Origin of the sequence: Citrobacter sp. KTE30, assembly GCF_000398825.1 — a bacterium.
In the GTDB taxonomy this organism is placed as follows: domain Bacteria; phylum Pseudomonadota; class Gammaproteobacteria; order Enterobacterales; family Enterobacteriaceae; genus Citrobacter; species Citrobacter freundii.
The window spans coordinates 3,863,453-3,885,725 of sequence record NZ_KB976055.1 but is presented as its reverse complement, the minus strand read 5'-3'; the positions used below and the strand labels follow the sequence as shown (position 1 = coordinate 3,885,725).

Annotated in this window: 21 protein-coding genes; 11 read left to right on the top strand and 10 right to left on the bottom strand. The window is 52.0% G+C overall.

Features of this window, described 5'->3' with window-relative positions; translation table 11 throughout:
• The first annotated feature begins 95 nt into the window (after positions 1-95).
• Positions 96-833 (top strand): 1-acylglycerol-3-phosphate O-acyltransferase, encoded by a 738-nt coding sequence (gene plsC, locus WC1_RS04770; RefSeq protein ID WP_003024540.1) that lies wholly within the window; start codon positions 96-98, stop codon positions 831-833.
• Between the two features lie 71 nt (positions 834-904).
• A complete protein-coding gene (ftsP, locus tag WC1_RS04775) occupies positions 905-2,317 on the top strand; it encodes a cell division protein FtsP (RefSeq protein ID WP_003024538.1) in 1,413 nt (470 codons plus the stop codon).
• Between the two features lie 16 nt (positions 2,318-2,333).
• On the opposite strand, the gene WC1_RS04780 is transcribed toward ftsP, so the two are convergent.
• Positions 2,334-3,809 carry a TrkH family potassium uptake protein gene (locus WC1_RS04780; protein WP_016150983.1) on the bottom strand — a complete coding sequence of 492 codons (1,476 nt, stop codon included), beginning with the start codon at positions 3,807-3,809 and terminating at the stop codon, positions 2,334-2,336.
• Between the two features lie 199 nt (positions 3,810-4,008).
• Here WC1_RS04780 and WC1_RS04785 point away from each other — a divergent pair, with 199 nt between their 5' ends.
• Positions 4,009-6,180, top strand: coding sequence for a YgiQ family radical SAM protein (locus tag WC1_RS04785; protein WP_003024532.1), 2,172 nt, complete (start codon positions 4,009-4,011; stop codon positions 6,178-6,180).
• Positions 6,181-6,283: 103 nt separating this feature from the next.
• Here WC1_RS04785 and WC1_RS04790 read toward each other — a convergent pair whose 3' ends face one another.
• From WC1_RS04790 to yqhD, 4 genes are all read right to left on the bottom strand, one after another.
• A complete protein-coding gene (locus tag WC1_RS04790; protein ID WP_003024529.1) occupies positions 6,284-6,739 on the bottom strand; it encodes an HIT family protein in 456 nt (151 codons plus the stop codon).
• Positions 6,740-6,782: 43 nt separating this feature from the next.
• Positions 6,783-8,237 (bottom strand): DASS family sodium-coupled anion symporter, encoded by a 1,455-nt coding sequence (locus WC1_RS04795; RefSeq protein ID WP_016150982.1) that lies wholly within the window; start codon positions 8,235-8,237, stop codon positions 6,783-6,785.
• Positions 8,238-8,426: 189 nt separating this feature from the next.
• Entirely contained in the window at positions 8,427-9,254 is an 828-nt protein-coding gene (gene dkgA / locus WC1_RS04800) for a 2,5-didehydrogluconate reductase DkgA (RefSeq protein WP_003024520.1), read from the bottom strand.
• 104 nt (positions 9,255-9,358) lie between these two features.
• Positions 9,359-10,522, bottom strand: coding sequence for an alcohol dehydrogenase (gene yqhD / locus WC1_RS04805; RefSeq protein WP_003838168.1), 1,164 nt, complete (start codon positions 10,520-10,522; stop codon positions 9,359-9,361).
• Positions 10,523-10,716: 194 nt separating this feature from the next.
• Between yqhD and WC1_RS04810 the strand changes: the two genes are divergently transcribed.
• Positions 10,717-11,616: an AraC family transcriptional regulator gene (locus WC1_RS04810; RefSeq protein WP_003024513.1), complete on the top strand. Its 900-nt coding sequence runs from the start codon at positions 10,717-10,719 to the stop codon at positions 11,614-11,616.
• 73 nt (positions 11,617-11,689) lie between these two features.
• On the opposite strand, the gene yghB is transcribed toward WC1_RS04810, so the two are convergent.
• Positions 11,690-12,349, bottom strand: coding sequence for a DedA family general envelope maintenance protein YghB (yghB, locus tag WC1_RS04815; RefSeq protein ID WP_003024510.1), 660 nt, complete (start codon positions 12,347-12,349; stop codon positions 11,690-11,692).
• A gap of 131 nt (positions 12,350-12,480) precedes the next feature.
• Positions 12,481-13,668, bottom strand: a complete 1,188-nt coding sequence (gene metC / locus WC1_RS04820) for a cystathionine beta-lyase (protein WP_016150981.1) — start codon at positions 13,666-13,668, stop codon at positions 12,481-12,483.
• A gap of 250 nt (positions 13,669-13,918) precedes the next feature.
• Here metC and exbB point away from each other — a divergent pair, with 250 nt between their 5' ends.
• A complete protein-coding gene (exbB, locus tag WC1_RS04825) occupies positions 13,919-14,653 on the top strand; it encodes a tol-pal system-associated acyl-CoA thioesterase (protein ID WP_003024507.1) in 735 nt (244 codons plus the stop codon).
• A gap of 6 nt (positions 14,654-14,659) precedes the next feature.
• Positions 14,660-15,085, top strand: a complete 426-nt coding sequence (gene exbD / locus WC1_RS04830; protein WP_003024505.1) for a TonB system transport protein ExbD — start codon at positions 14,660-14,662, stop codon at positions 15,083-15,085.
• 77 nt (positions 15,086-15,162) lie between these two features.
• Here the strand turns inward: exbD and WC1_RS04835 are convergent, their stop codons facing one another.
• The gene (locus WC1_RS04835; RefSeq protein WP_016150980.1) at positions 15,163-15,570 is read right to left on the bottom strand and encodes a hypothetical protein; all 408 of its coding nucleotides are present in this window, start codon (positions 15,568-15,570) and stop codon (positions 15,163-15,165) included.
• A 1-nt stretch (position 15,571) separates the two neighbouring features.
• Positions 15,572-15,976: a hypothetical protein gene (locus WC1_RS04840; protein ID WP_003024501.1), complete on the bottom strand. Its 405-nt coding sequence runs from the start codon at positions 15,974-15,976 to the stop codon at positions 15,572-15,574.
• A gap of 104 nt (positions 15,977-16,080) precedes the next feature.
• Between WC1_RS04840 and WC1_RS04845 the strand changes: the two genes are divergently transcribed.
• Positions 16,081-16,584, top strand: coding sequence for an ESA_00282 family adhesion-associated protein (locus WC1_RS04845; RefSeq protein WP_003024499.1), 504 nt, complete (start codon positions 16,081-16,083; stop codon positions 16,582-16,584).
• Positions 16,585-16,654: 70 nt separating this feature from the next.
• Here the strand turns inward: WC1_RS04845 and WC1_RS04850 are convergent, their stop codons facing one another.
• Entirely contained in the window at positions 16,655-17,695 is a 1,041-nt protein-coding gene (locus tag WC1_RS04850) for an aldo/keto reductase (RefSeq protein WP_003024497.1), read from the bottom strand.
• Between the two features lie 155 nt (positions 17,696-17,850).
• Here WC1_RS04850 and yghX point away from each other — a divergent pair, with 155 nt between their 5' ends.
• From yghX to hybO, 4 genes are all read left to right on the top strand, one after another.
• Positions 17,851-18,738: a YghX family hydrolase gene (yghX, locus tag WC1_RS04855; RefSeq protein ID WP_016150979.1), complete on the top strand. Its 888-nt coding sequence runs from the start codon at positions 17,851-17,853 to the stop codon at positions 18,736-18,738.
• Between the two features lie 215 nt (positions 18,739-18,953).
• Positions 18,954-20,594 carry a methyl-accepting chemotaxis protein gene (locus WC1_RS04860; RefSeq protein WP_016150978.1) on the top strand — a complete coding sequence of 547 codons (1,641 nt, stop codon included), beginning with the start codon at positions 18,954-18,956 and terminating at the stop codon, positions 20,592-20,594.
• 84 nt (positions 20,595-20,678) lie between these two features.
• Complete coding sequence (locus tag WC1_RS04865) at positions 20,679-20,966, top strand: DUF2623 family protein (protein ID WP_003838189.1); 288 nt, start codon at positions 20,679-20,681, stop codon at positions 20,964-20,966.
• 188 nt (positions 20,967-21,154) lie between these two features.
• Positions 21,155-22,273, top strand: a complete 1,119-nt coding sequence (hybO, locus tag WC1_RS04870) for a hydrogenase 2 small subunit (RefSeq protein ID WP_003024486.1) — start codon at positions 21,155-21,157, stop codon at positions 22,271-22,273.

Sequence of the window (22,273 nt, the reverse complement as noted above, 5' to 3'; positions counted from 1 at the left end):
TTTCCAGAGAGCCGCCCTTAACAAAGCCCTAACCTGATACCGCGTGATGAATCAGGTGACGTAAAATGCCAGGCTCTTAGGCCTTAGAGGTTGTTATGCTATATATTTTTCGTTTAATTATTACTGTTATTTACTGCGTTCTGGTCTGTATTTTCGGTTGCATATACTGTCTGTTCAGCCCGCGAAATCCAAAACACGTTGCAACGTTCGGTCATATGTTTGGCCGCCTGGCTCCCCTTTATGGTCTGAAGGTCGAGTGCCGCATGCCGGCAGACGCGCAGAACTATGGTAATGCTATCTATATTTGTAACCATCAGAACAACTATGACATGGTTACTGCTGCGAATATCGTTCAACCGCCGACGGTGACGGTAGGTAAAAAAAGCCTGCTGTGGATCCCTTTCTTCGGGCAGCTGTACTGGTTAACCGGTAACCTGCTGATTGACAGAAATAACCGCGCAAAAGCACACAGCACCATTGCTGCCGTGGTTAATCATTTCAAAAAACGCCGCATTTCTATCTGGATGTTCCCGGAAGGAACGCGTAGCCGCGGTCGCGGTCTGCTTCCGTTTAAAACCGGCGCGTTCCATGCAGCGATTGCTGCTGGTGTCCCGGTCATTCCGGTATGCGTTTCCACAACCTCGAACAAGATAAAATTAAACAGACTCAATAATGGTCTGGCGATTGTCGAGATGTTGCCGCCGGTGGATATTAGCCACTTTGGCAAAGATCAGGTTCGTGAACTGGCAGCACATTGCCGCACGTTGATGGAACAAAAAATCGCAGAGCTCGATAAAGAAGTTGCTGAGCGGGAAGCCGCCGGTAAGGTTTAATCCGCGCAATTCGGGTTTTTTACAGGAAATGACTTCCTGCGTGTTAATAGCCAGTTTTTTATGGAGTTTATATGTCATTCAGTCGGCGTCAGTTCATTCAGGCATCGGGGATCGCACTGTGTGCAGGTGCTGTTCCGCTGAAGGCTAATGCTGCCGGTCAGCAACAACCGTTACCTGTGCCTCCGCTGCTGGAATCCCGCCGGGGGCAGCCGCTATTTATGACGCTGCAACGTGCGCACTGGTCCTTTACACAAGGCACGCGCGCACCTGTCTGGGGAATTAACGGCCGCTACCTGGGACCGACAATTCGCGTCTGGAAAGGGGATGACGTCAAGCTTATCTACAGCAACCGTCTGACTGAGAATGTCTCGATGACCGTCGCCGGGTTACAGGTACCAGGCCCGCTGATGGGCGGCCCGGCGCGCATGATGTCCCCGAATGCTGACTGGGCGCCGGTGCTACCGATTCGCCAGAATGCCGCCACGTTGTGGTATCACGCCAATACGCCAAATCGTACTGCTCAGCAGGTCTATAACGGCCTTGCCGGGATGTGGCTGGTTGAAGATGAAGTGAGTAAATCACTGTCTATTCCCAACCACTATGGCGTGGATGATTTTCCGGTCATTATCCAGGACAAGCGGTTGGACAACTTTGGCACGCCGGAATACAGCGAGCCCGGCAGCGGTGGCTTTGTCGGTGATACGCTGCTTGTCAATGGGGCGCAAAGCCCGTATGTCGAAGTCTCCCGCGGCTGGGTGCGCTTGCGTTTACTGAACGCTTCAAACTCGCGTCGTTACCAGTTGCAAATGAGCGATGGCCGTGCGCTGCATGTGATTTCCAGCGATCAGGGCTTTTTACCTGCGCCCGTTTCGGTGAAACAGCTCTCGCTGGCGCCTGGCGAGCGTCGTGAGATCCTGGTGGATATGACGAACGGTAATGAGGTCTCTATCACCTGTGGCGAGGCAGCCAGTATTGTCGACAGGATCCGCGGGTTCTTTGAGCCTTCCAGTATTCTCATCTCCACGCTGGTGCTGACTCTGCGTCCAACGGGGCTTCTGCCGCTGGTGACTGACAGCCTGCCAATGCGCCTGCTGCCAACGGAAATCCTCAGCGGTTCGCCGATTCGCAGCCGTGATATCAGCCTGGACGATGACCCTGGCATCAACGGTCAGCTGTGGGACGTCAATCGTATGGATATTACCGCTCAGCAGGGCTCCTGGGAGCGCTGGACGGTGCGGGCGGATATGCCCCAGTCCTTCCATATTGAAGGCGTCTCGTTCCTGATCCGTAATGTGAATGGCGCGATGCCGTTCCCGGAAGACAGAGGCTGGAAAGATACCGTCTGGGTTGACGGCCAGGTTGAATTACTGGTTTATTACGGACAGCCTTCCTGGGCCCATTTCCCGTTCTACTTTAATAGCCAGACGCTGGAAATGGCAGATCGTGGCTCAATCGGACAGATGTTGGTGAACCCGGCGCCGTAATGCGCCGGGATTTCCGTTATGCCCGCCAGAACATGCGCGAGAACAGGATCAGAATGGGGTAAATCTCCAGACGCCCCATGATCATAGCCGCGCACATCAGTAGCTTTGCTTCCTCATTTAAGGTGCCAAATGTTGTGGCGGTGACGCCAAATCCTAGCCCCATATTGTTGATGCAGGCGGCGACGGTGGCAAAAGAGGAGAAGAGATCGTAGCCCATCAGATTGAGCGCCCAGATAAAAAAGCTGGTGAACAAAACGTAGAGAAAGAAAAAGCTCCATACCGAACGCACCACCCGGTCGCTTACCACGCTATTGCCCACTTTAATGTTCAGCAGGGCACGGGGATGCGCGAGCTGGTGTAACTCCTGACGGCACTGCTTGAACATAATCAAAAAACGCAGCACCTTAATCCCCCCGCAGGTCGATCCCACACAACCGCCGAAGAAACTGGCGCTGAGCAGCATGAAGATCGTGTGCGAAGGCCACTGCGCATAATCCGCCGTCGACAGGCCATTATCTGTCAGCATCGAACTTGCCAGAAAAAAAGCATGCACCAGGCTGTCCGTTAATCCGTACATGCCTGCCCGCCAAACTTGCCAGGTGGCGATCAGAGTGACAACCAACGCAATAAGCAAAAAGAAACGCAGTTCGGCATTACGACGAAAGGGTTTGAAGGTACGTTTCACGATAGCCACGTACCAGAGGGTGAAGTTAAACGCAGACAACAGGGAAAACACCCCAGCGACCAGCTCGATCGCATGGCTGTTATAGAAGCCGATGCTTTCACTGCGAGTGGAAAATCCGCCGAGAGAAACCGTCGACAGCCCGTGGCATAAGGCATCGAAGAACGACATCCCGGCAGCCCAGTAGGCCAGAGTACAGATTAGACCCAGAATGACATAGGTCAGCCACAGCGTACGTGCAGTATCAGCAAGTCTTGGCGTGAGTCGTTCTTCTTTGAAGGGACCCGGCATTTCAGACTGATACAGCTTCATGCCGCCGATACCCAAAAGCGGTAATACCGCCACGGCGAGGACAATAACACCCAGGCCACCAATAAAATTAAGCTGGGCCCGATAGTAGAGATACGACTTCGGCATCGCGCTGACGTCGCCAATTACCGTTGCGCCCGTGGTGGTAATCCCGGAAACCCCTTCAAACAGGGCATCCGCAAAGGAGAGGTTTAAGCCATCGTCCATCCACATCGGCATCGCGCTGATAAACGAAAACAACAGCCAGAACAGGACGATAATAACGAAACCATCTCGTGTTCGCAGTTGAATACCCGCATGTTTGGTTGCCAGCCACGCCCCGCCGCCGAGGGTGAAGAAAGTCATAAATGTGCTGAAAAAAGCGAACAAGCTCCGCTCTTTGTTTAACAAAGCGATGGTCATCGGTGGCAGCATAGAAAAGCTGTAGAGAAGAACCAGAAACCCACACAGGTGAACAACAACCCGTAGCTGGGAAATATGCAGTGAATCGTTGAGTCGCAATGAAAAATCCCCCGCCGAAAAAGAGTTATCTCAGCTGGCCGGCATGGTGTTAATTATGATTGATAAAAATGAGCGTCGTAAAATTTAACAATTTATATAACTTTCTACTGCCCTGGTTCAGACTCCACTTCATTTCTTGTCGACATACAGCGTATAATCCCCGGCCTTTGATTATTTTTTTACCATTTTTGGAAGCATTATGAGCGCAATATCCCTGATCCAGCCGGACAGAGACCTTTTCTCCTGGCCGCAGTACTGGGCTGCCTGTTTTGGCCCGGCACCGTTTTTGCCGATGTCACGCGACGAAATGGACCAACTAGGCTGGGATAGCTGCGACATCATTCTGGTTACCGGCGATGCATACGTCGATCATCCGAGCTTTGGCATGGCAATATGCGGTCGTATGCTGGAAGCGCAGGGCTTTCGTGTAGGGATTATCGCCCAGCCGGAGTGGAACAACAAAGACGATTTTATGCGTTTGGGTAAACCGAACCTGTTCTTTGGTGTGACCGCAGGCAACATGGACTCGATGATCAACCGTTACACCGCCGATCGCCGACTGCGCCATGACGATGCCTACACACCAGACAACGTAGCAGGTAAACGCCCGGACCGCGCCACGCTGGTCTATACCCAGCGTTGTAAAGAAGCATGGAAAGATGTGCCGGTTATTCTCGGCGGCATTGAGGCCAGCCTGCGCCGTACCGCGCACTATGACTACTGGTCTGATACCGTTCGTCGCTCTGTTCTGGTGGATTCCAAAGCCGACATGCTGATGTTCGGCAACGGCGAACGTCCGCTGGTAGAAGTGGCGCATCGTCTGGCGATGGGCGAAACCATCGATCAGATCCGCGACGTGCGTAACACCGCTATTATGGTTAAAGAAGCGCTGCCGGGCTGGAGTGGGGTGGATTCCACGCGTCTCGACACGCCGGGCAAGATTGATCCGATCCCGCATCCGTACGGCGAAGATCTGCCGTGTGCTGACAACAAACCGGTCGCACCGAAAAAGCAGGAAGCGAAAGCGGTAACCGTACAGCCGCCGCGTCCGAAACCGTGGGAAAAAACCTACGTGCTGCTGCCGTCCTTTGAAAAAGTGAAGGGCGATAAAGTGCTGTATGCGCATGCGTCGCGTATCCTGCACCACGAAACCAACCCTGGCTGCGCGCGTGCGCTGATGCAAAAGCACGGCGATCGCTACATCTGGATCAACCCGCCAGCTATTCCGCTGTCTACCGAAGAGATGGATAGCGTCTTTGCGCTGCCGTACAAGCGCGTGCCGCACCCGGCGTATGGCGACAGCCGCATTCCGGCCTATGAGATGATCCGTTTCTCGATCAACATTATGCGTGGCTGCTTTGGCGGCTGTTCGTTCTGTTCGATCACCGAGCACGAAGGCCGCATCATCCAGAGCCGCTCTGAAGATTCGATCATCAATGAAATCGAAGCCATTCGCGACACCGTTCCAGGTTTTACCGGCGTGATTTCCGACCTCGGCGGCCCAACGGCGAACATGTATATGCTGCGCTGTAAGTCACCGCGTGCGGAGCAGACCTGCCGTCGTCTGTCATGCGTCTATCCGGATATCTGTCCGCATATGGACACCAATCACGAACCGACGATTAACCTTTATCGCCGGGCGCGTGATTTGAAAGGCATTAAAAAGATCCTCATAGCTTCCGGTGTGCGCTATGACATCGCGGTTGAAGATCCGCGCTATATCAAAGAGCTGGCGACCCACCACGTTGGCGGCTATCTGAAGATTGCGCCAGAGCATACTGAAGAAGGCCCGCTGTCGAAGATGATGAAGCCGGGGATGGGCAGCTACGATCGCTTTAAGGAGTTGTTCGATACCTACTCTAAACAGGCGGGTAAAGAGCAGTACCTGATCCCGTACTTCATCTCCGCGCACCCGGGTACGCGTGACGAGGATATGGTGAATCTGGCGCTGTGGCTGAAACAACGTCGTTTCCGTCTGGATCAGGTGCAGAACTTTTATCCATCGCCGCTGGCGAACTCCACAACCATGTATTACACCGGGAAAAACCCGCTGGGTAAAATTGGTTATAAGAGTGAAGACGTGGTGGTGCCGAAAGGTGATAAGCAGCGCCGTTTGCATAAAGCCCTGTTGCGTTACCACGATCCAGCTAACTGGCCGTTAATCCGCCAGGCGCTGGAAGACATGGGTAAAAAGCATCTGATCGGCGGTCGTCGTGAATGTCTGGTTCCGGCGCCTACGCTGGAAGAGATGCGCGAAGCACGTCGCCAGAACCGTCATACCCGCCCGGCGTTGACCAAGCACACCCCGGTGGCGCACCAGCGCCAGACCCCTGCCGCAAACAAAAAACGCGGGAAAGTAGCGGGACGTTAATTTACTTTGCCCGGTGGTGAAATGCTTATCAGGCCTACGAGCAGCACAGTTTTGTAGGCCGGATAAGGTGCTTGCACCGCCATCCGGCAGAAGTGCTCAGTATTTATGCCTCACGAATTCTGGCCGCTAATGCGGCCAGTTTTGCATCATCCGCCCGTTCATGATCGTGTGATGACAGATACCCTTCATATTGCTCGAAAAATTTGGTCTGCCGCGACTCAATCGGTTTCCAGTGAGTTAGATCGCCAGTGCCGTGCATGGGGCTTAATTTGCTGTGCACATGGTCTACGCCGAAACCTTCGAAGAACATCCCCGTACGACTGACATCCGGGAAAGCCTTATCCAGTTTCTTAGCCACTTTTTGGGTTGCCATCATCAGGTCAGCCAACGCCTGCGGCGGCATATCGAAGGCATAGCTGGGGTAATGCTTTTTCGGGATCACCACGGTAAAACCGTCGGTGTTCGGGAAAATCGACAGAAAAGCCAGATGGTGCTCGTCTTCCCAGACCTTATGGCAGGGTGCTTTACCTTCAACAATTTGACAGAAAATACAGGTCATTCCTTTTCTCCGTAGGTAAGGTATTCGTCAGGACGCAGTCAGTTTAGTACAGACCCAACACCTTCCACCACATCAGACCTACGGTGATAAACACCGCCTGGTTAAACAGGCTGATGATAAATCCTGTGCGCCACCAGACGCCCGTTGGAACGTACCCGGCGCCAAACAGAATTGGACCGCGAGCGTGGGTGTACTGGGTGAGCGAGCAGTACAAACTGCTGGTGAAGGCCAGCATTAACGCCGTGGGGGCTGCGGGGATATTCAGATGCAGTCCGACGCCGAGGAAAACGGCGTACAGCGCGGCAATCTGTGCATTACCGCTGGCAAAAAAGTAGTGGGTATAGAAGTAGGCGGCATTCAGCAGCAACAGGACGATCACCCAACTGGTACCGTGCATAGTACTGCTCAGGCTATCGCCGATCAGATTGCCAAACCAGGTAGTGAAACCTAGTTTTTTCAGCTGGTTCGCCATCATCAGCAGTGCGGCAAACCAAATCAGCGTGTCCCATGCGCCTTTCTCGCTTTTCACATCTTCCCAGCTCAGAACGCCGCTTAGCAATAAAATGGACAGTCCCACGAACGAGGCTGTAGTGGCGTCGACGCCTAACGTATCGCCAAAAATCCACAGCACCAGCAGTACGCCGACGGTAACCAGCATCAGCCATTCGCCGCGAGACATGCTGCCCATTTCAGCCAGCTCTTTGCGCGCCAGGTTCGGGGCATCCGGCGTGTGCTTTATTTCCGGGCGCACGATCCAGTAGACCAGCAGTGGAACCAGCAGTAAGGACACAAGGCATGGCAGCAGCGCCGCCATAAACCAGCTGCCCCAGGTCAGCGTGACGCCCGCATTGGCCGCCAACTTCACCGCCAACAGGTTGCCGGTATAACCGGTCATAAAGAGCGCGGCGGTGACGTCGTTGACGTTGCCAATGCAGGTGATAAGAAAGGTACCGATTTTACTGCGGGACTCATCTTCCGGGTTCGAATGGAAACTGCGTGCCAGAGAGTCGGCAATCGGATAGATGACGCCGCCGCAGCGTGCTGTATTACTCGGCATTGCCGGGGAGAGGATCAGATCGGCAAAAGCCAGACCATAGGCGAGTCCCAGCGTGCGCTTGCCGAGCAGACGGATCATCTGCAGCGCAATGCGTCGTCCGAGGCCAGTTTTGATAAAACCGCGGGCAATCATAAAAGCCACGACGATAAGCCAGATAAGTGAACTGTTCAGTTCGCTTAGCGCTGTGGTGATAGCGCCGCTGGCGGTTTTATCCCCGGCCGCATAGGCGAGTGCAAAAACCGTAATCCCAATAATGCCAACCGCGCCGATGGGTAAAACTTTTGCCACGATAGAAGCAATCGTCGCAACGAAGATAATTGCCGAATGCCAGGCTGGCGCACTTAACCCGGATGGAGGGGTAAGTTGCCACAGCCCGGCAGAAATGAATGTTATAAGAATTAATGGGAGCCATTTGACTCCGCTACCTTTTTTCTCAGTCACGGTTACGCACCTATGGATATGGTGAATGTATTTATCAAATAAATATATTTATTTGATAATTAACAGGTTATGTTGCAGCAATGCTGCTCCAGTGACTGCAAGAAATACAACAATATATGTGCGTGAATTGTTTCCTGATATTTCAAATCAGTAAAGGCCCGACGAGAGTGTCGGGCTGGAGGGAAGGGGTTAACCGCCGAACTGGTCCGGGTCTGGCCCCAGACGCTTGCCCTGATCGAGTTTCGCGATTTCGCCTAATTCATCTTTATCCAGGCGGAAGTCCCAGACGTTAAAGTTTTCTGCGATACGCGCAGGGGTGACCGATTTCGGAATCACCACCAGGCCGCTATCCAGATGCCAGCGGATGACAATCTGCGCCGGTGATTTGCCATATTTCTCTGCGAGGTCACGGATTATCTTTTGATCGAAGACGTCTTTGCCGCCCTGCGCCAGCGGGCTCCAGGATTCGGTCTGGATTTTATGTGTGGCGTTCCAGGCGTGCAGTTGGCGCTGCTGCATGAGCGGGTGAAGTTCTATCTGATTAATCACCGGAGGTACGCCGGTTTCATCCATCAGCCGCTGGAGATGGTTGATCTGAAAGTTGCACACGCCGATGCTCTTAATCAGCCCTTCTTTTTGCAGGTCGATCATGTTTTCCCACGCTTCAACGTAGTGGTCGATCGCCGGAACTGGCCAGTGCATCAGGTACAGATCGAGGTAATCAAGCTGGAGTTTCTCCATGCTTTCGAGCAAGGCTTCCCGGGGGCGTTTCTGGTCATCATTCCACAGCTTGGTGGTAATGAATAACTCTTCCCGTGGCACGCCTGCGTCACGTATTGCTTTGCCGACACCTTCTTCATTTTTGTACGCTGCCGCGGTATCAATTGAGCGATACCCCACTTCCAGCGCTTTATGAATGGCAGTGATGACTTCTTCGTTGCTTGCCTTCCAGACCCCCAGGCCCAGTTGCGGCATGACGTTACCATCCTGTAGTTTGATAATGGTTGGAGTGGTCATAATTCCTCCCCTTAATGACTGTCACCGGAACATACTCCGGTGACATAGGTGTGACTTAAGTCTGGTATAAATACCCAAAAACGAAAGGCGGAGGTTAAAAAACCTTAGCGGGCAGCTTCGTAAATCCGACGGCTGACCTCAAGCGTAATGTCCTGATGTTCGCCCAGTTTCGTACCGCCATGCGCTTGCAGTTTTTCCAGCAGCGCCGGGATGGAGCTACCGTCCAGACCGTAGTCAGACAGGCGAGTCGGTACGCCCATTTGTTCGAAGAAAGCGCGGGTTGCGGCAATGGCGGCGTCGATGCGCTGGTCATCGCTTCCTTCGGTGATATTCCAGATACGCTCTGCGTATTGCAGCAGTTTGGCACGCTTGGTATCACGTTTTTCATTCCACAGCGCAGGCAGAACGATGGCCAGTGTTTGAGCATGATCCAGACCGTGCATTGCAGTCAGCTCATGGCCCAGCATATGCGTTGCCCAGTCCTGCGGTACCCCTGCGCCAATCAGACCGTTCAGCGCCTGGGTTGCCGCCCACATGACGTTCGCACGCACGTTGTAGTTTTCCGGTTCCTGCAAGGCTTTCGGACCTTCTTCTACCAGTGTGAGCAGAATGCCTTCGGCAAAGCGATCCTGAATTTTCCCGTCGACCGGATAAGTCACATACTGCTCAACGGTATGAACGAACGCATCCACGACGCCGTTTGCAACCTGACGTGGCGGCAGGGTGTAGGTGTAAACCGGATCCAGTACGGCAAATACTGGCTGCACAAATGGGGTCATAAAGGCCAGTTTATCGCCGGTGGTTTTACGCGAAATTACCGCGCCGGAGTTAGATTCAGAGCCGGTTGCAGGCAGGGTTAATACGGAGCCCATCGGGATGGCACTTGTTACGTCGTTGCCGTGGGTTTCCAGAATGCGCCATGGATCGATGCCGTCAGCGTACTGTGCAGCAGCCGCGATGAATTTGGTGCCGTCCAGCACGGAACCGCCGCCTACTGCCAGCAGAAACGTCACTTTCTCATCACGCACGATTTTTACCGCGTTCATCAGCGTTTCATAAGACGGGTTTGGCTCGATACCGCCAAACTCCAGCACGTCCAGGCCTTTCAGCGCGTCCTGAACCTGTGCCAGGACACCTGTTTTTTTCACGCTGCCGCCACCGTAAGTAACCAGCACGCGAGCGTCCTGAGGAATTTGATCGCGCAGCTCAGCAATCGCGCCTTTACCAAACAAAATACGTGTTGGGGTATGGAGATTAAAGTTGTTCATTGCTCGTTCCCTTTGGTGGGTAATAAAAGAGGGCAGGAGAGTGTCTGCCGGATGATGAACATTGTGGTCGCCCGCCGCGCTGCTCTCAATGCTCATTTCTGCCGATGTCTTGCCCATTTCTACAGACTGCTGGAGAAAACGGATAAATCTGCGCATTATGTCAGGGTCGAAAAACGATAATGAAATGGTGCCCCATGAACCGTGATGAGATCTGCCTTCTGCTGACAGATAAAATTAAGCATCTGAAAAACAATGAAAATAAACTTAACGAACTGCTGCCAGATGTCCGCCTGCTACACGGTACGGAGCCGGCGGCGCGTACACCAGTCATGTATCAGCCAGGCATCATATTTCTCTTTTCGGGACATAAAATTGGTTACATTAATGAGCGCGTATTTCGCTATGACGCCAACGAATACCTGCTGCTAACCGTACCTTTACCCTTCGAATGTGAAACGTATGCGACGCCGGAGGTTCCTCTGGCCGGTATTTACCTGAATGTCGATATCCTGCAATTGCAGGAGCTGTTGATGGACATTGGGGAAGACGAGCTGTTCCAGCCCGCTATGGCTGCCAGTGGGATTAACTCTGCGACGCTCTCAGACGAAATTCTCTGTGCTGCTGAGCGCCTGCTGGATGTGATGGAGCGACCGCTGGATGCGCGTATTCTGGGGAAACAGATCATTCGCGAAATCCTCTACCATGTGCTGACCGGGCCGCGTGGTGGCGCGTTACTTGCGCTGGTAAGTCGCCAGACGCATTTCAGTTTGATAAGCCGGGTACTCAAGCGGATTGAAACCAAATACACCGAAAACCTCAATGTAGAACAGCTGGCGGCAGAGGCGAACATGAGCGTATCGGCGTTTCATCATAATTTTAAAGCGGTGACCAGTACCTCGCCGCTGCAATATCTGAAGAGCTATCGCCTGCATAAAGCACGGATGATGATGATCCACGATGGAATGAAGGCCAGTGCGGCTGCAATGCGCGTCGGCTATGAGAGCGCATCGCAATTCAGTCGGGAGTTCAAACGTTTCTTTGGCGTAACGCCGGGGGAAGATGCGGCAAGAATTCGTATGATGCAGGGGAGTTGATTTGTTGTCGGCTTTAAAGCTAGCTGTGCGCCATCAATGAAATGCCGGAGTGACTCCGGCATACGGCTAATACTCAGGCGCTACAGTATTTTTTTTTAATCACCACGAACAGCGTTCCCAACAGACCTGCGGTTAACAGAGCAATCGGCAGGATCATTAAAAAGGTCATCACCTGATCTTCATGACGTTTGACGAACGGGATCATACTCAGCGCATAGCCGAAACTGGTAACGACGGTGACCCACAGCAGTCCGCTCAGCCAGTTAAAAAACTGGAACCGACGGTTAGGAAGCCCTGAAATGCCCGCCATCGTTGGCAGCAAGGTACGGACGAACGCCAGGAAACGCCCGGCAAGCAGCGCCATCAACCCGTGTTGGTCAAACATGCAGGTAGCGCGTTGATGGTATTTTTCAGGTAATTGCGCCAGCCAGCCTTTCACCGTGCGCGTGTTGCCCAGCCAGCGTCCCTGAATGTAGCTCAGCCAGCAGCCCAGACTGGCTGCGGCAGTCAGAATAGCTATGGTAGGTAAAAAACTCATCACGTCCTGAGCGATCAGCGCTCCTGCCAGTAATAACAGGCTGTCTCCGGGTAAAAAGGAGGCGGGCAGCAGGCCATTTTCTAAAAACAGTGTGGCGAACATGACGAAGTACACCACGCTCACAACGTGCGGATCCGCCAGTGCGGCAAAATCGTGTTGCCAGAGCGCGGAGACAATATCTTGAATGACTACCATGGACTTTCCTGTGGAACAGCGTTTATATGTGGATTGTACTCCTGAATTGCCCGGGATGCCTTGATCCCGGACGCAACAATTGCAGACTTTTCCACCAGAAGTGTCTGCATATATGTCCATCTGTGGCAATTTTACTCGATTCGGGCAAATCCTGCGGCCAAATCGGCAATCAGATCGTCAACATTCTCTAAACCAATATGCAAACGGATGAGCGTTCCGCTGAAGTCCACCTCGCCTTGCGGACGGATTGCCGCAATGTGTTCCGGCTGGTTGGCGAGAATCAGCGACTCAAAACCGCCCCAGGAGTAGGCCATGCTGAACAGGCTGAAGTGATCCAGATACGCGGCCAGCTCCTCATTATTGAGTTTCTTATTCAATACAAAGGAGAACAGGCCGCTGCTGCCGGTGAAATCACGTTTCCAGAATTCATGCCCTTTACTGCCGGGCAGTGCCGGGTGGTTCACACGGGCGACCTGCGGATGGCTGGCCAGCCACTCGGCGACCTTTAAGCTGCTTTCATGGTGCTGACGCAGGCGTACACTCAGCGTACGCAGCCCACGGCTGGTCATATAGGCGGTATCGGCGTCCAGCATTTGCCCCATCAGATACGCATTTTCGCGAAGTTGATCCCAGCAGCGGGCATTAGATACCGCCGTTCCGACCATGCCGTCGGAATGGCCAATCAGATATTTGGTGCCTGCCTGAATAGAAATATCGATGCCAAAATCCAGCGCTTTGAACAGCACCCCGGCAGCCCAGGTGTTATCAATCATGATGATTGCGTCAGGTGCTACGCTTCTGACGGCGGCAACAATTGCCGGAACATCATGCACTTCCATGGTGACAGAGCCGGGCGACTCCAGAAATACGACTTTGGTGTTCGGCTGAATGTGCTTCACAATATTGGCGCCAACCAGCGGATCGAACCAGCCGGTGGACACGCCAAGTTTGCCGAGAATTTTGGTGCAGAAGTCCTGACTGGGTTCATAGGCGGTATTGGTCATCAACACATGATCGCCTTGTTCAACAAAGGCAAGGATGGTGTTGGCGACCGCCGCCGCGCCGCAAGGGAACAACGCGCAGCCCGCGCCGCCTTCCAGTTCGCACATCGCTTCCTGCAGCGAAAAATGCGTCAGGGTTCCGCGACGTCCGTAGAAAAGCGCGCCGTTTGCACGGTTGCGCGTGGCCTGCTTTTTGGCCTCCACGGTGTCAAACACCAGCGAAGAAGCGCGCTGGATCACGCTATTTACCGAGCCCTGCGTGTATTTTTTACTGCGTCCTGCGTGAACGAGCTTGGTTTCAAGTTGCTTATCTGCCATGGTGTATTACCTGTTTTTATACGTCTGGATGTCTAAACTACCATGAATCAAAGATGACGCATCCTGCAGAACGGTCATACAGTAGAAAATAATCTCAAAATGCTTCTGGTGACTTTTTTACTGCGTAAGCGCAAGGAAAAGAAACCAAAGGTGCGGCAATATGTAAATAGTAATGAGAACGACTATCAATTCGACGTCTTTTTGATATCATTACGCTCAGATTTTGTGATTTGCGTCCTGGAGATACAGAGTGGGTAATAATTTGATGCAGACGGATCTTTCCGTCTGGGGTATGTATCAGCACGCCGATATCGTGGTTAAGTGCGTGATGATTGGGCTGATTTTGGCGTCAGTGGTCACCTGGGCTATCTTCTTTAGTAAGAGCCTTGAGTTCTTTACTCAGAAACGCCGCCTTAAGCGTGAACAGCAACTGCTGGCGGAAGCCCGCTCTTTAGATCAGGCAAGTGAGATTGCCGCAGGATTCGATGGCAAAAGCCTGGGCGCACAGTTGATTAACGAAGCGCAAAACGAGCTGGAACTGTCAGAAGGCAGTGACGATAACGAAGGCATTAAAGAGCGTACCGGCTTCCGTCTGGAGCGTCGTGTGGCGGCGGTAGGTCGTCATATGGGACGTGGTAACGGATACCTGGCCACCATCGGGGCTATCTCTCCATTCGTCGGTCTGTTCGGTACCGTATGGGGCATCATGAATAGCTTCATCGGGATTGCACAAACTCAAACGACCAACCTGGCCGTTGTTGCGCCGGGTATCGCAGAAGCGCTGTTAGCGACCGCAATTGGTCTGGTCGCAGCAATTCCAGCGGTTGTTATCTACAACATTTTCGCACGTCAGATTGGCAGCTATAAAGCGATGCTGGGTGACGTCGCGGCACAGGTGCTGTTACTCCAAAGTCGCGATCTGGACCTGAACGCAAGCGCATCCGCGCATCCGGTACGTGCAGCGCAGAAATTACGTGTAGGATAATGTTCCATGGCAATGAGCTTTAATGAAAACCTGGACGATAACGGTGAAATGCATGAAATCAACGTGACGCCGTTTATCGACGTTATGTTGGTTTTATTGATCATTTTTATGGTGGCCGCACCGTTGGCAACGGTGGATGTGAAAGTGAATCTTCCTGCCTCCACCAGCACGCCGCAGCCGCGTCCGGAAAAACCGGTTTACCTGTCTGTTAAAGCCGATAAAAGTATGTTTATTGGCAACAATCAGGTGACGGATGACACCATGATTAGCGAGTTAAATGCACTGACAGATGGGAAGAAAGACACCACCATTTTCTTCCGGGCAGATAAAACCGTTGATTATGAGACCATGATGAAGGTTATGGATACGCTGCATCAGGCGGGCTTCCTGAAGATTGGTCTGGTTGGCGAAGAGACTGTGAAAGCGAAGTAATCCTCCTCATTGCCGGGTAATGGTTGCCGCCTTACCCGGCGTGCATCTCCTGATTCAACTCTCTCGCATACCTGTTCTTATCTGTTCTCGTCTAACGCGACCGTGGTTATCCTGGTGGGTTCGTAGTTCCCTTCAGACAGCTTTCGTGTCAGGCGTAAGGTGGCTGTTTCCCGCGCGAGTATATGCTGGTAGGTGCTTTCCAGTCGGGCCATGATTTTGTCCCGCAGTTCTGGTTGCTGCTCCATAATGGCTTCGATCGCGGCACCGTAGATCTCTTCTTTAGCCTGTAGCGTGTAAATTTCACGCCGATTTTGCCATTTCATCTGTACCAGTGCAGCGGGAATAGAGACTATCTCCTGAGCAACGCTTTCCAGCGTCGCGTTTTTATTGGCAATCAACACGGCTAAATTTTGCTTTAAGACAAACTCATCGCTTTTATGGTTATCTAAAGCCAAATAAACATTGTTATCCTCAACATCTTTCATTCTATTTCTCTTCCAAAGAATAAAAAATAGGGTCGCTGGTTTCACGCGTAATTAAATTAAGCCAAATTTTGTTGCCCTGTTCATTTATGATGGCTGTTTTTTGAGTCAAAATTTTACTTAATTCTTGTGCGTTAATATCGCCTTCTGCTTGTAGTGAATTGAGAAGGCGAGAGAATGACTCAATTTTTGCTGCACGAAACAGACGCTCTTTTAAATGACGGTCGCACTCTTCAAATAGCATATTTCGTGACTGACCGGTAGCCGTTGAGCTAATCAAAATATCGGATTCGTAATCGCTTAATGTTCTCTTTCCCTGAGTCAAATTTTCACTATTATCTACGGGATTGGTATTGGTAGCGGGGCTGGATAAGTGAAAGTGCGAGGGAACAAGATGCTCGGGAAGCATGTTGAAATATCCTTTGATGCCAATGATATGTTGTTTTAAATAAACCAGGCCACGTTGACAATAGCATGGCGTAATTTTAAAATCAAAAAAAATGGAGCCAGTATATGAACAGTATATTTTATTCTGTTATTACCCTGCTATTGCTGACCTGCGGGGTACTTTTGTTAATGCGCAGTGCAAATAAAAACCGACATGCCGAAAATGGGCACTCTGAAAACCAGCCGGAAATGCTGAGTAAAGAAGAAGGCGAGGACCATTTCTCGGTATTGATGAATTCGATTACGCCGGTCTGGTATTGGCGCGTTAATCACGAATATATCGATTTTATCCACTCCACGATCAAGCGGATGACAATGGTGGAGTTGAATGAGACACCTGGATTATTTGATGCGCAGCGGCGTTGTAGCGATCTCAACTCTGCGGTGTATAAATATTACGACAATATTAAAAAGCGCTGTTTGAGCGGTGAGAAGGTCCCGCATGCCGACCTGGACGTGCTCAACCTGCGTCAGTGTTTCAGGGAGTTCAGTCTGGAGGCTTATCCCGCGCTTGTCGCGCTGGTGTGGCCGGAGTATCAACGCCCGGAGATCAAAGCGGAAGAGGTGTGAAGGGGACTGTTTGGCCCGTATTACGTGCCGGGGAGGCTAACGCTGCCACCCGGCACGATGTTACATACGGCTATTTGTCAGATGAGGCCTGCCACAGGTTCAGCTTACCGTCCGCGACGTGCTTATCGATCTGCGCCAGCTCTTCGGTGCTGAACGTCAGGTTCGCCAACGCCTGAACGTTTTCCTCCAGTTGCTCCGGTCGACTGGCGCCAATTAATACCGAAGTCACCCGGTTGTCTTTTAGCAGCCAGCTTAAGGCCATTTGTGCCATCGACTGTCCACGCTGTTGCGCCATCTCATTGAGCAACCGCAGGCTGTTAAGATTTTCTTCCGTCAGCATATTTTCCGTCAGCCCACGAACTTTTTTCCCTTCACGCTGCATGCGTGAACCTTCCGGAATGCCGTTGAGGTATTTCCCCGTCAGCAGTCCCTGAGCCAGTGGCGTAAAGGCGATGCAGCCCATGCCATTGGATTCCAGCGTATCCAGCAGGCCGCTGCTGTCTACCCAGCGGTTAAGCAGGTTGTAAGACGGTTGGTGGATCAGCAGGGGAATTTTCCATTCCCGCATCAGCTCGGCCATTTTCTGCGTACGCTCTGGCGAATAGGATGAGATGCCGACATACAGCGCTTTGCCGCTCTGTACGGCGTGGGCCAGGGCTGAGGCGGTCTCTTCCATTGGCGTATTTTCGTCGACGCGGTGCGAGTAGAAGATATCGACATAGTCGAGGCCCATGCGTTTCAGGCTCTGATCGAGGCTGGCGAGCAGGTATTTGCGCGAACCGCCAGAACCGTATGGCCCTGGCCACATGTCATAGCCTGCCTTGGTGGAGATAATCAGTTCATCGCGATAGTGTGCAAAATCCTCGCGCAGTAATCGGCCAAAATTCTCTTCTGCGCTGCCTGGTGGCGGCCCATAGTTATTGGCTAAATCAAAATGCGTGATGCCTAAATCAAATGCTTTACGCAACAGGGCTCGCTGTGAATCCAGCGCCTGAACGTGCCCAAAACTGTGCCATAAACCCAGCGATAGAGCGGGTAAGCGCAAACCGCTGCGCCCACAGTAGCGATAGAGCATCTGTTCGTAACGTTCAGGATTGGCAAACCAGGCCATGAGATCTCCTTAGTGCAGGTGAATTTCGAAACAACGTTTCTATTCTAGCGGGTTCACGGTGAATATCCCGTTCACCAGGTCACACTGAGATGAAAAACTGGGCAAAAACAGGTCACTGTGCTTTGCTTAAAAAAACATCAATCAGGAGTGCGACGATGCTGCGTTTGACTGCCAAAGATTTTCCGCAAGAACTGCTCGACTACTATGACTATTACGCTCATGGCAAAATAACGAAACGCGAGTTTCTCAATATGGCAGCGAAATATGCAGTGGGTGGCATGACGGCATTGGCCTTATTCAATTTATTGAAACCCAACTACGCTCTCGCAATGCAGGTAGAATTTACCGATCCCGATATTCTGGCGGAATATATTACCTATCCCTCGCCTGAAGGTCATGGTGATGTGCGGGGGTATTTGGTTAAACCAACGAAGGTGACGCGGAAAGTTCCGGCGGTGGTGGTAGTGCATGAGAATCGTGGGCTGAATCCGTATATTGAAGATGTGGCGCGACGGGTGGCGAAGGCGGGCTTTATGGCACTCGCGCCTGATGGGTTAAGTTCGGTAGGGGGATACCCAGGCAATGATGATAAAGGTCGGGAATTGCAGCAGCAGGTTGACCCCGCAAAGTTAATGAACGACTTTTTTGCCGCCATTGAATTTATGCAGCATTATTCAGGGACGACGGGAAAGGTAGGTATCACCGGATTTTGCTATGGTGGTGGTGTGTCGAATGCCGCAGCTGTGGCTTTCCCTGAACTGGCCTGCGCGGTGCCTTTTTATGGGCGTCAGGTTCCTGCATCAGATGTCCCTAAAATAAGCGCGCCTTTATTACTGCACTATGCGCAATTAGATACCCGAATTAATGAGGGATGGCCTGCATATGAAGCGGCGCTAAAGGCGAATAAGAAAGTCTATGAAGCATATATCTACCCCGGTGTTAATCATGGCTTTCACAATGATTCTACCCCTCGTTATGATAAAGCTACCGCTGAATTAGCCTGGGAACGTACCCTTGCGTGGTTTGATAAATATTTGCGATAGAAAACAATAGATTATTTAATGCTTTTAATTAATTACCTGAATAATAATGCTACCTAATTTCATTAGCATTCATAGTGATATAGGGTGGAGAGATAGTGGATGTACTTAAGAAAGTAAAAAAATAAAGAACGCATTATATCTTCTCTACTGCCTGCCGATAACAAGGATAAGTATCGCCTGATGGCGAATTCCTCATCAACGGCAAGGAAATTATTATGCGTTTGCTGAAAAACTTCACTATTCGTATTGTCATGTTGGCAATACTGGGACTTTTCTGCCTGCTCTGGTCGGGCGTGGGTTTATTCAGTCTTCATTCGTTATCAAAAATATCTGAAGGCAATGATATTGACCGCCATCTTGTCCATCAGATGACGGTTCTCAGTCAGGGTAACGATCAGTACTTTCGCTTCGTAACGCGCTTAAGTCGCGCCATGGATGTCAAAATGAGCGGCGGAACGCCTGATTTTGCGCCGGCGCAGCAGTCCCTGGAGAATATGAGTAAAAAACTCCAGGAGATGAAAACATTGTCTCCAGGCCCCATGGATCCGGAAGTTGCCGCGGCGGTACTGACGAAGTGGCAGGCGCTGCTGGACAATGGCGTGATCCCGCAAATGCAGTTGGCAAAGCAGGGCACGCTCACGGCCTTTGCGGAACATGCCAGTACCGTTACGCCAGCGTTGAGCCGTGAATTTGGCGCCAGTGCCGAGCGTTTTAACGCCACGGCAGGAGAGCGGCTTGATACCACCCGCGTGATGGTCGATGGCAAAACGTCTATCATCCGAACTTTAATTATTACTGCTGTTATCCTCGGTATTGCCCTACTGTTCTTTACCGACCGTTACCTCGTCGCCATGATGGTGAAACCTCTGGGACGCATCCGTCAGCAGTTCCAGCAGATTGCGCAGGGCGATCTCAGCCATCCCATTGAAGATTTTGGTCGTAACTGTGTGGGTCAACTGGTGCCGTTACTGTGCGCGATGCAGGACAGCCTGCGCGAAGCCGTCAGTACCATCCGTTCAGGTAGTGACAACATCTGGCGAGGGGCGACGGAAATTTCCACCGGTAATAACGATCTCTCCTCACGTACTGAAGAGCAGGCCGCGGCGCTGGAAGAGACCGCTGCCAGCATGGAGCAACTGACCGCAACGGTAAAACTGAACGCTGAAAATGCGCGTGAAGCCAGCCAGCTTGCCGATACGGCCACAGAAACGGCAGGTAAAGGGAGCACGCTGGTTTCAGAAGTGGTTGAGACGATGGATGGTATTGCCGCCAGCTCTAAACAGATCGCGGAAATCACGTCAGTTATTAATAGTATTGCTTTCCAGACCAATATTCTGGCGCTGAACGCCGCAGTTGAAGCTGCCAGGGCAGGCGAGCAGGGGCGCGGTTTTGCCGTCGTTGCCGGTGAAGTACGCAACCTTGCCAGTCGCAGCGCCGGAGCGGCGAAAGAGATTGAGACGCTAATTGGCGAGTCATCGCGTCGTGTCGACCAGGGGGCTCGTCTGGTTAAAGAAACGGGATTAACCATGGAGGCAATTCTGCGCGGTGCCACCGAAGTGACGGTCATCATGAAGCAAATTGCCTCAGCCTCGGAAGAACAGAATAAGGGCATCTCGCAGGTGAGCGTGGCGATCACGCAGATGGACAGCGTAACGCAACAGAACGCTGCATTGGTAGAGCAAGTCTCCGCCGCTGCCGTGGCGTTGGAAAGACAAACAGAGGAACTGCAACGCTCGGTGCAACAGTTCCGCCTCTCAGCGAATGATGTGCAATACACCGCTGCTAATACTGCTTCCCCTTCAGCAGACAGCAAAACGTCTGCGGCAGCTAAAACGGATGAATGGGTGTCCTTTTAAGCTGGCATAAAAAGTTCGTGATACCTCTGGTCTTTGCTCAAAAAATCGCTATATAATTTATTATATAGCGATTGGAGGTTATGCATGGACAACCATTTTGGAAAAGGCCTGATGGCCGGATTAAACGCCTCAAGTGCGGACAGCGCACGCTCAGTGGCGAATTTTTGTGCGGATTATAAGCGTGGTTTTGTGTTGGGATTTTCACATCGCATGTTTGAAAAAACGGGCGATCGACAGCTTAGCGCGTGGGAAGCGGGCATCCTCACGCGTCGCTATGGACTGGATAAAGAGATGGTTATGGATTTCTTTAGAGAGAATCAATCCAGTACAACAATTCGTTTTTTCATGGCTGGCTATCGACTCGAAGCTTGATCCGAAAGGGGTATTATCTTGCTTTAATTAATTACACTATTGACCTACGCCTTCGTTTTGTTGCTCCGTCGAAGTATTATAATGCACATAACCATATAAAAAGTGTGGTAATGGCGCGCCGATCGCAATATGCAACATGCGAATGGTGCAAAATAAAAGCCAGGTCTTCGCAACGGAATAACTATAAAATGACTGGAGATAACTCTCTCATCAATTCGAGCGGCATTAATCGCCGTGATTTCATGAAGCTTTGTGCAGCACTGGCCGCTACCATGGGGCTCAGTAGCAAAGCCGCCGCAGAAATGGCCGAATCAGTTTCTCGTCCTCAGCGCCCACCGGTTATCTGGATTGGTGCCCAGGAGTGTACGGGTTGTACTGAATCGCTGCTTCGCGCGACACACCCTACAGTGGAAAACCTCGTTCTGGAGACAATCTCTCTGGAATACCATGAGGTGCTCTCTGCCGCCTTCGGCCATCAGGTTGAAGAGAACAAACATAACGCTCTGGAGAAGTACAAAGGGCAATATGTTCTGGTAGTAGATGGTTCTATCCCACTGAAAGATAATGGTATTTACTGCATGGTTGCCGGTGAGCCGATCGTGGATCACATCCGCCGGGCCGCAGAGGGCGCAGCCGCTATCATTGCCATCGGCTCTTGCGCCGCGTGGGGTGGTGTTGCTGCCGCTGGCGTTAACCCAACGGGTGCCGTCGGCCTGCAAGAAGTTCTGCCAGGCAAAACCATCATCAACATCCCCGGCTGTCCGCCGAACCCGCATAACTTCCTCGCAACGGTCGCCCATATCATCACTTACGGTAAGCCGCCGAAGCTGGATACCAAAAACCGTCCGACATTCGCCTATGGCCGTTTGATTCACGAGCACTGCGAACGTCGCCCGCACTTCGATGCTGGTCGTTTTGCGAAAGAGTTTGGCGATGAAGGCCACCGTGAAGGTTGGTGCCTCTACCATCTGGGCTGTAAAGGGCCAGAAACCTACGGCAACTGTTCAACGCTGCAATTCTGCGACGTTGGCGGCGTGTGGCCGGTGGCTATTGGTCACCCTTGCTACGGCTGCAACGAAGAAGGCGTCGGTTTCCATAAAGGTATTCACCAGCTTGCTCATGTGGAAAACCAAACGCCGCGTTCCGAGAAGCCTGACGTCAATATGAAAGAAGGCGGTAATGTATCTGCCGGAGCGATTGGACTGCTGGGTGGCGTAGTAGGACTGGTTGCCGGCGTCAGCGTGATGGCGGTACGTGAACTGGGGCGTCAGCAAAAGAAAGATAACGCTGACTCACGGGGAGAATAA

Coding starts and splice junctions, on each gene's coding strand:
- yghB (WP_003024510.1), bottom strand. CDS start 12,349: ATGGTAGTCATTCAAGATATTGTCTCCGCGCTCTGGCAACACGATTTT.
- WC1_RS04840 (WP_003024501.1), bottom strand. CDS start 15,976: ATGCTTCCCGAGCATCTTGTTCCCTCGCACTTTCACTTATCCAGCCCC.
- plsC (WP_003024540.1), top strand. CDS start 96: ATGCTATATATTTTTCGTTTAATTATTACTGTTATTTACTGCGTTCTG.
- WC1_RS04860 (WP_016150978.1), top strand. CDS start 18,954: ATGCGTTTGCTGAAAAACTTCACTATTCGTATTGTCATGTTGGCAATA.
- WC1_RS04785 (WP_003024532.1), top strand. CDS start 4,009: ATGAGCGCAATATCCCTGATCCAGCCGGACAGAGACCTTTTCTCCTGG.
- WC1_RS04835 (WP_016150980.1), bottom strand. CDS start 15,570: ATGAAAGATGTTGAGGATAACAATGTTTATTTGGCTTTAGATAACCAT.
- WC1_RS04845 (WP_003024499.1), top strand. CDS start 16,081: ATGAACAGTATATTTTATTCTGTTATTACCCTGCTATTGCTGACCTGC.
- WC1_RS04790 (WP_003024529.1), bottom strand. CDS start 6,739: ATGACCTGTATTTTCTGTCAAATTGTTGAAGGTAAAGCACCCTGCCAT.
- yqhD (WP_003838168.1), bottom strand. CDS start 10,522: ATGAACAACTTTAATCTCCATACCCCAACACGTATTTTGTTTGGTAAA.
- metC (WP_016150981.1), bottom strand. CDS start 13,668: ATGGCAGATAAGCAACTTGAAACCAAGCTCGTTCACGCAGGACGCAGT.
- exbD (WP_003024505.1), top strand. CDS start 14,660: ATGGCAATGAGCTTTAATGAAAACCTGGACGATAACGGTGAAATGCAT.
- dkgA (WP_003024520.1), bottom strand. CDS start 9,254: ATGACCACTCCAACCATTATCAAACTACAGGATGGTAACGTCATGCCG.
- WC1_RS04810 (WP_003024513.1), top strand. CDS start 10,717: ATGAACCGTGATGAGATCTGCCTTCTGCTGACAGATAAAATTAAGCAT.
- WC1_RS04850 (WP_003024497.1), bottom strand. CDS start 17,695: ATGGCCTGGTTTGCCAATCCTGAACGTTACGAACAGATGCTCTATCGC.
- WC1_RS04865 (WP_003838189.1), top strand. CDS start 20,679: ATGGACAACCATTTTGGAAAAGGCCTGATGGCCGGATTAAACGCCTCA.
- ftsP (WP_003024538.1), top strand. CDS start 905: ATGTCATTCAGTCGGCGTCAGTTCATTCAGGCATCGGGGATCGCACTG.
- yghX (WP_016150979.1), top strand. CDS start 17,851: ATGCTGCGTTTGACTGCCAAAGATTTTCCGCAAGAACTGCTCGACTAC.
- hybO (WP_003024486.1), top strand. CDS start 21,155: ATGACTGGAGATAACTCTCTCATCAATTCGAGCGGCATTAATCGCCGT.